A 5832-nucleotide genomic window follows, 5' to 3' on the forward strand; every position below is an offset into this window, starting at 1 on the left:
AAAAGCGCTTACATATAACGATTTTATAAAACCATATATAACCAAAAAAATCGGTCGAGAAAAAAATCTCCCACAAAGTCTTGACTCAAACAAAATTTTATGAAAACAGCGACATATAGGGGCATTTTATTATATAATTTCACCGTACGAAATTTTAGAATGAAATATGGGAAGTGGAAAAATGAGTAAAATAAAGATTGTAACAGATTCTACGGTCGATTTAACAAAAGAAACGATTGAGGCGTGGGACATTCGCGTCGTGCCATTATCAATCTCTATTGATGGGCAAACATATGTAGACGGCATTGATTTTACTCCACAACAATTTATTGAAAAAATGAAACAAGCAGATGAACTTCCAAAAAGTTCTCAACCGTCTGCAGGACAGTTTTTACAAGTATATGATGAACTCGGAGAAGCAGGATATGATGTCATTTCCATTCATATGACAGGAGGAATGAGCGGAACGGTGCGCTCTGCAGAGAGTGCTGCGGCTATGACAAAAACCAACGTTACCGTCATTGATTCCCGTTTTATTTCTCTTGCGCTCGGCTTTCAAGTATTAGAGGCGGCAAAAATGGCGGCAGAGGGAAAAACAGTAGAAGAAATTGTTTCGCGTCTTGATACGATCCGCGAGAATACACATTTATTTGTTGTTGTTGATACGCTTGAAAATCTCGTCAAAGGGGGACGCATTGGACGCGGAAAAGCGATGATTGGTTCGTTATTAAACATTAAACCGATCGCTTCGTTACAAGATGGTGTATATACACCTGTGACAAAAGTTCGTAGCCAGTCTCAAATCGTCAAATTTTTAACAAACCAATTTGTTGAACATACGAAAGGAAAGATGATTCGAGCAGTAGGGATTGCTCATGCAGAAGCAATGGATTTAAGTGAACGATTAAAACAGTCGATTGCAGAAGCAACAGGATGGACACAAACCGACATCGTGTATACAACCCCAATTATTTCTACGCACACAGGCCCAGGAGCCATCGGATTTATGTACTATACGGAGTAGGGGGAGCGAAAAAATGAAGCGTATACGTTTATGGTTATTTGTTTTATCTCTGTCCTTGCTTGTTGCTTGTCAACAATCAATTCCAGATGCAAAAAATTGGCCAATTGAAGATTTCACATTTATTGATCAAAATGGTCAACAGTTTGGCTTAGCTGATTTAAAAGGAAAAGTATGGGTGGCTGATTTTATTTTTACGCGCTGCGCTGACGTTTGTCCTCCAATGACGGCAAATATGGCAAAATTACAAAAAATGGCGAAGGAAAAAGGGTTAGACGTTCATTTTGTTTCGTTTAGTGTCGATCCTGAAAACGATACACCGGATGTATTAAAGGCATATGTTGAGAAGTTTCAAGGAGATACGAGTCGTTGGCACCTACTTACAGGATACACACAACAAGAAATTGAACGTTTTGCTCAAAAAAACTTTAAAGCTGTCGTAAAAAAACCGCAAGAAGGGGATCAAGTCATTCACGGTACAGACTTTTATCTCGTTGATCAAAATGGGACGATTGTGAAGTACTATAGTGGCTTAAACGATGTACCTTACGAAGAAATTTTAAAGCATATTGACATGTTACAAGAATAGGATATACAGACAAAAATGATGATTCAGTCATTTTTGTCTTTTCTTTTATAGAGAGGGGATTTTCTGTGAACAAATTTCTTCTTCTATTTCTTTGCGTCTGTTTAGTCGGATGTTCTTCTACACCTACAATGATGGAAGAGAAAGAGCAAGTACAAATGAAGTCACGTGATTTACAAATTGTGGCGTTAGGTGATTCATTAACCGAAGGGGTAGGTGATGAGGAAGGTGGATATGTTGCTTTCATTGAGCAATATTTAGAAAATCGTGACGATGTGAATAAAGTGTTTGTGCACAACTTTGGCAAACGAGGATTACGTAGTACACAACTCGCAGATGTCATGATAAATAACGAATCGGTCATTCAGCAAGCAGATCTTATTTTTATCACTATCGGTGGAAATGATATGATGAAGGTTGTTCGTTCACATTTTTTATCTTTAACATACGATTTGTTTGTAAAGGAACAACAGGCGTTTGCTTCCCGACTTGATGAACAACTGCAACTTCTTCGCCATATGAATCAGGACGCTTATATTGTGCTGATTGGATTATACAATCCGTTTTCTTCAGCATTTCCAAATATACCAGAAATGGATGAGGTTATACACATGTGGAACGAAGGGAGTAAGGAAGTGATTTCCCGCTATGATCGTACACTATTTGTACCTATTGCGGATCTGTTTGAAGGACGTGATGATGTATTGTATGATGATCAATTTCATCCGAACAACCTAGGCTATGAACAAATGGCAAAGCGCATATATGAATATTTACAAAAACATCGTGAGTGGATAGGAGAATGAATTGTGAAATGGAAAATTTTATTTTTTATCCTGTTAGGGATAAATGGTTTCATAATCGTGTTACTACTTTTTTATATGTTTCAGCCATCTCCTTCTCCAAATATTCCAAACATCAAAGGGGAAGGACCGGTATTTACTGTTCAAACTTCGAAACAGCATATGAATACCCTTATTCGTGACTATATTCAGAAGCATGAAAAAAAGGGTGAATTGTCTTATGATGTTCAATTAGCTGATCGTCTTTATATAATAAGCGCGATTCCGATATTCGGAAAACAAGTCGATTTAACGATGGCGTTTGATCCGACTGTGGATGAAAACGGGCACATTGTACTTGCCCACCCGACGATGACATTTGGACAACTTCGTTTACCCGTTCCGTATGTGCTATCATATATAGATCAACATGCTTCTTTGCCAAATTGGGTGAAAGTGGACGCGAAAAAAGAGCGCATTTATATTGTTGTAAGCGACATCCGTATAAAAAAAGGATATATGCTCAAAGCGAAAACGTTTGATTTAAGTAAAGATGATATGACTTTTACAGTTACAATTACAAAATAGGATGCCCCACATATCGAGGGACATCCTATTTTATTCGTAATCCTTTCGGGTAAAAGTTTTTTACCACTCCTTTTACTTCTTTTCCCCAACCGAGTGGATAGCCGTCAATAGTAATTAATATCCATCCCCGATCGCCATTTGTTTGTAACGTTTCTCCTTTCATATATCGGATACTTTCTTCAAACGTGAGCGGAAGGTGTGCTTGTACTTGTTGTTTTGTTAGTGCCATAGCTAAAGCGTGGTTTGGTTCAAAGCGATTTTTTTTCCATTCTCCTATATGGAGACCAGGGCGAACGACTTTTAAGCCGTCTAAACGCGGGCATAAATAAGGGAGAGCAAATATATGCGTCCCAAATGCGTAAAGCGTCCCGTCTATTGTCGTTTGGATTGTGTTGTTTATAAACGTTTCATAATCACGCCACATCGCTTTCGATACGTTAGAAGTAGCTGTTTTTCCAGTCCATCGTTTTGCTGCTCCTCGTTTGCGCATTTTTGCAACGAAATGCCCTTCTCCTCGGAGATGATGAGGCCAAAGTCTTGCAGTATGTGCGATTTGTTCATTATGTGTGTTCGTCCAATGTGTCACACCTGGTTGAATCCCGTGTTCTTTTTCGATTGGAACGAGTTCCATATCATCGTAAGTTGCTAAAAACCAGTCAATCATTTGTTCATTTTCTTCGGGAGAAAATGTGCATGTCGAATAAACAAGTGTCCCCCCTTCGTTTAACATTTTATAAGCACAAGATAAAATATGTTTTTGTGTTTGTGCACATTTTTGAACATGGTCTAAACTCCAAAATTGAATCGCTTCTTCGTCTTTTCGAAACATCCCTTCCCCGGAACATGGAGCATCAACTAAAATTTTATCGAAAAATCCTTCCAATGTTTCCGATAGTTTTTCAGGTGTTTCATTTGTCACAACAGCATTTGTAATTCCGAGTCGCTCAATATTTTCAGATAAAGCTTTGACACGTTTTGAATGAATTTCGTTTGCCAATAAAAACCCTTCATTGTTCATCATAGCTGCTAATTGTGTCGTTTTCCCACCGGGGGCTGCGCATAAGTCAAGCACGCGCTCTCCTGGAGATGGGGCAAGCACTTCAGCGACAAACATTGCGCTTGGCTCTTGAATGTAATACAATCCAGCAGCATGATACGGATGTTTTCCAGGTTGGGCATCGCGGTAATAAAATCCTGTAGAACAAAAAGGAATTGGATCAAGTTCCCATGGACTGATGTTTAAAAATGTCGATGGTGAAACTTTTAGTGTATTCACCCGCAAACCATGAACTTTTTCTTCATTGTATGTCGCAAAAAAACGCTCCGCTTCATTTTGAAGCAAAGCATTCATTTTTGTTATAAATTCTTCTGGTAAACGACATGTAGTCACGCTATAACCACTTCACTTTCGGTTCTGTTTTGTTTAAAATACGTTTGATGTTTGCTCGGTGACGATAAAATACAAAAAGTGTTAATAATGTGACGACAATGCGCAAAGGAATATCCTCTGTCCATATGAATGCATAAACGGTGGCATACACGCCAGTTAACATGGACGAAAGCGAGACGTATTTGGATATATACAAAATGAGAAAAAAGACAGCTAACATCGTCATAAAAAGAACAGGTGAATAAAATAACAACACTCCCCCAGATGTGGCAACCGCTTTTCCACCACGAAATTGTGCAAACACCGGATATGTATGGCCAAACACAGCAAACATTCCCGTAATGAGCGGGTGAATGTCTACATGAAACAATACAGGTAAGCTTGCAGCCAACGTTCCTTTTAAAATGTCGGCAATTGTCACAATTAATCCTGCTTTTACACCGAGCACCCGAAACGTATTTGTTCCGCCTAAATTGCCGCTTCCATGTTCACGTATGTCAATCCCGTACCCAATTTTCCCGACAAGTAACGCGAACGGAATCGAACCAAGTAAATAACCGATGATCATAAGCAAAATGGACATTATAAGCCCCCTCTACTTCATTCATATTTCCTCTATCAAGGTCATGTTTTTATTGTAACATGCTTTTTTAAAAAATGAAGGCAGGATTATTTTTTTGTATGAAGAAATACTAGGTTATCATAGGAGGTAGATGACATGAATCCAAGTCGTGAACAAATCAAACAAATTTTAAATAAGGCCAAACGAATTGCTGTCGTGGGATTGTCAGATCGTCCGGAACGTACATCGTACATGGTCGCAAAAGCGATGAAAGAAGCAGGATATGAAATCATTCCAGTTAACCCGCTTATTAAAGAATGGGAAGGCATTCCGGCTGTTGCTATGTTAACGGATATTGAAGGACATGTCGATATTGTGAATGTGTTTCGCCGTTCCGAACATTTACGTGAAATTGCTGAGCAATTTGTACAAATAGATGCGGACGTGTTTTGGGCGCAATTAGGTGTATATGATGAAGAGGTGTACCGTGATTTAACAGAAAAAGGTTATACCGTTGTGATGGATCGCTGCATCAAAGTAGAACATGCGCTCACACGTTAAAAACGACCATTCTTTTCGTAATGGTCGTTCTTTTTCTAAAGAGATAAGAAAGTATAAAAATTCAGATTTAGGAAGGTGTCTAGCTCCAAGCGCCATCGGCTCGATTCGCTCCGACCCACACTGCGGCGGCGACACACTGAAATACTTCAGTGATGTTACCCACGCAGAACCAAGCGATCGCTTGGTTCGAGCTCTCCTCGGTGGGGCTTGTGCTCTCTTCGCCGATAGGCGGGCGCTTTGCGCTTTTCTTAGTATGAGTAAAATGTTTGTGGGAGAAAAAAAGACAGGTTCCTGATTTGGTATAATCAGGAACCTTTCCGATATGTAAGTAAAATAGATGAA

Annotated in this window: 8 protein-coding genes; 5 read left to right on the forward strand and 3 right to left on the reverse strand. The window is 39.2% G+C overall.

Going from position 1 to position 5832, the window contains the following annotated elements; all coding sequences use genetic code 11:
* Positions 1-181: 181 nt before the first annotated feature.
* The 4 genes from EKC99_RS14865 (at position 182) to EKC99_RS14880 (ending at position 2977) form a co-directional block, all read left to right on the forward strand.
* Positions 182-1024, forward strand: a complete 843-nt coding sequence (locus tag EKC99_RS14865) for a DegV family protein (RefSeq protein ID WP_021094803.1) — start codon at positions 182-184, stop codon at positions 1022-1024.
* A 13-nt stretch (positions 1025-1037) separates the two neighbouring features.
* The gene (locus tag EKC99_RS14870) at positions 1038-1610 is read left to right on the forward strand and encodes an SCO family protein (protein ID WP_021094804.1); all 573 of its coding nucleotides are present in this window, start codon (positions 1038-1040) and stop codon (positions 1608-1610) included.
* Between the two features lie 65 nt (positions 1611-1675).
* Positions 1676-2413: an SGNH/GDSL hydrolase family protein gene (locus tag EKC99_RS14875; protein ID WP_021094805.1), complete on the forward strand. Its 738-nt coding sequence runs from the start codon at positions 1676-1678 to the stop codon at positions 2411-2413.
* A gap of 3 nt (positions 2414-2416) precedes the next feature.
* Positions 2417-2977 carry a YpmS family protein gene (locus EKC99_RS14880; protein WP_021094806.1) on the forward strand — a complete coding sequence of 187 codons (561 nt, stop codon included), beginning with the start codon at positions 2417-2419 and terminating at the stop codon, positions 2975-2977.
* A 25-nt stretch (positions 2978-3002) separates the two neighbouring features.
* Here EKC99_RS14880 and EKC99_RS14885 read toward each other — a convergent pair whose 3' ends face one another.
* Positions 3003-4367, reverse strand: a complete 1365-nt coding sequence (locus tag EKC99_RS14885) for an RsmF rRNA methyltransferase first C-terminal domain-containing protein (protein WP_035063631.1) — start codon at positions 4365-4367, stop codon at positions 3003-3005.
* A gap of 1 nt (position 4368) precedes the next feature.
* Complete coding sequence (gene plsY, locus EKC99_RS14890) at positions 4369-4950, reverse strand: glycerol-3-phosphate 1-O-acyltransferase PlsY (RefSeq protein ID WP_021095930.1); 582 nt, start codon at positions 4948-4950, stop codon at positions 4369-4371.
* Positions 4951-5085: 135 nt separating this feature from the next.
* Here plsY and EKC99_RS14895 point away from each other — a divergent pair, with 135 nt between their 5' ends.
* The gene (locus EKC99_RS14895; RefSeq protein WP_042536293.1) at positions 5086-5490 is read left to right on the forward strand and encodes a CoA-binding protein; all 405 of its coding nucleotides are present in this window, start codon (positions 5086-5088) and stop codon (positions 5488-5490) included.
* A 79-nt stretch (positions 5491-5569) separates the two neighbouring features.
* On the opposite strand, the gene EKC99_RS15845 is transcribed toward EKC99_RS14895, so the two are convergent.
* Positions 5570-5832 (reverse strand): hypothetical protein (locus EKC99_RS15845; RefSeq protein ID WP_205597822.1); only part of this gene is annotated, 263 nt, incomplete at its 5' end.

The sequence above is a fragment of the Anoxybacillus sp. MB8 genome (assembly GCF_011006755.1).
Classification (GTDB): Bacteria; Bacillota; Bacilli; order Bacillales; family Anoxybacillaceae; genus Anoxybacillus; species Anoxybacillus gonensis.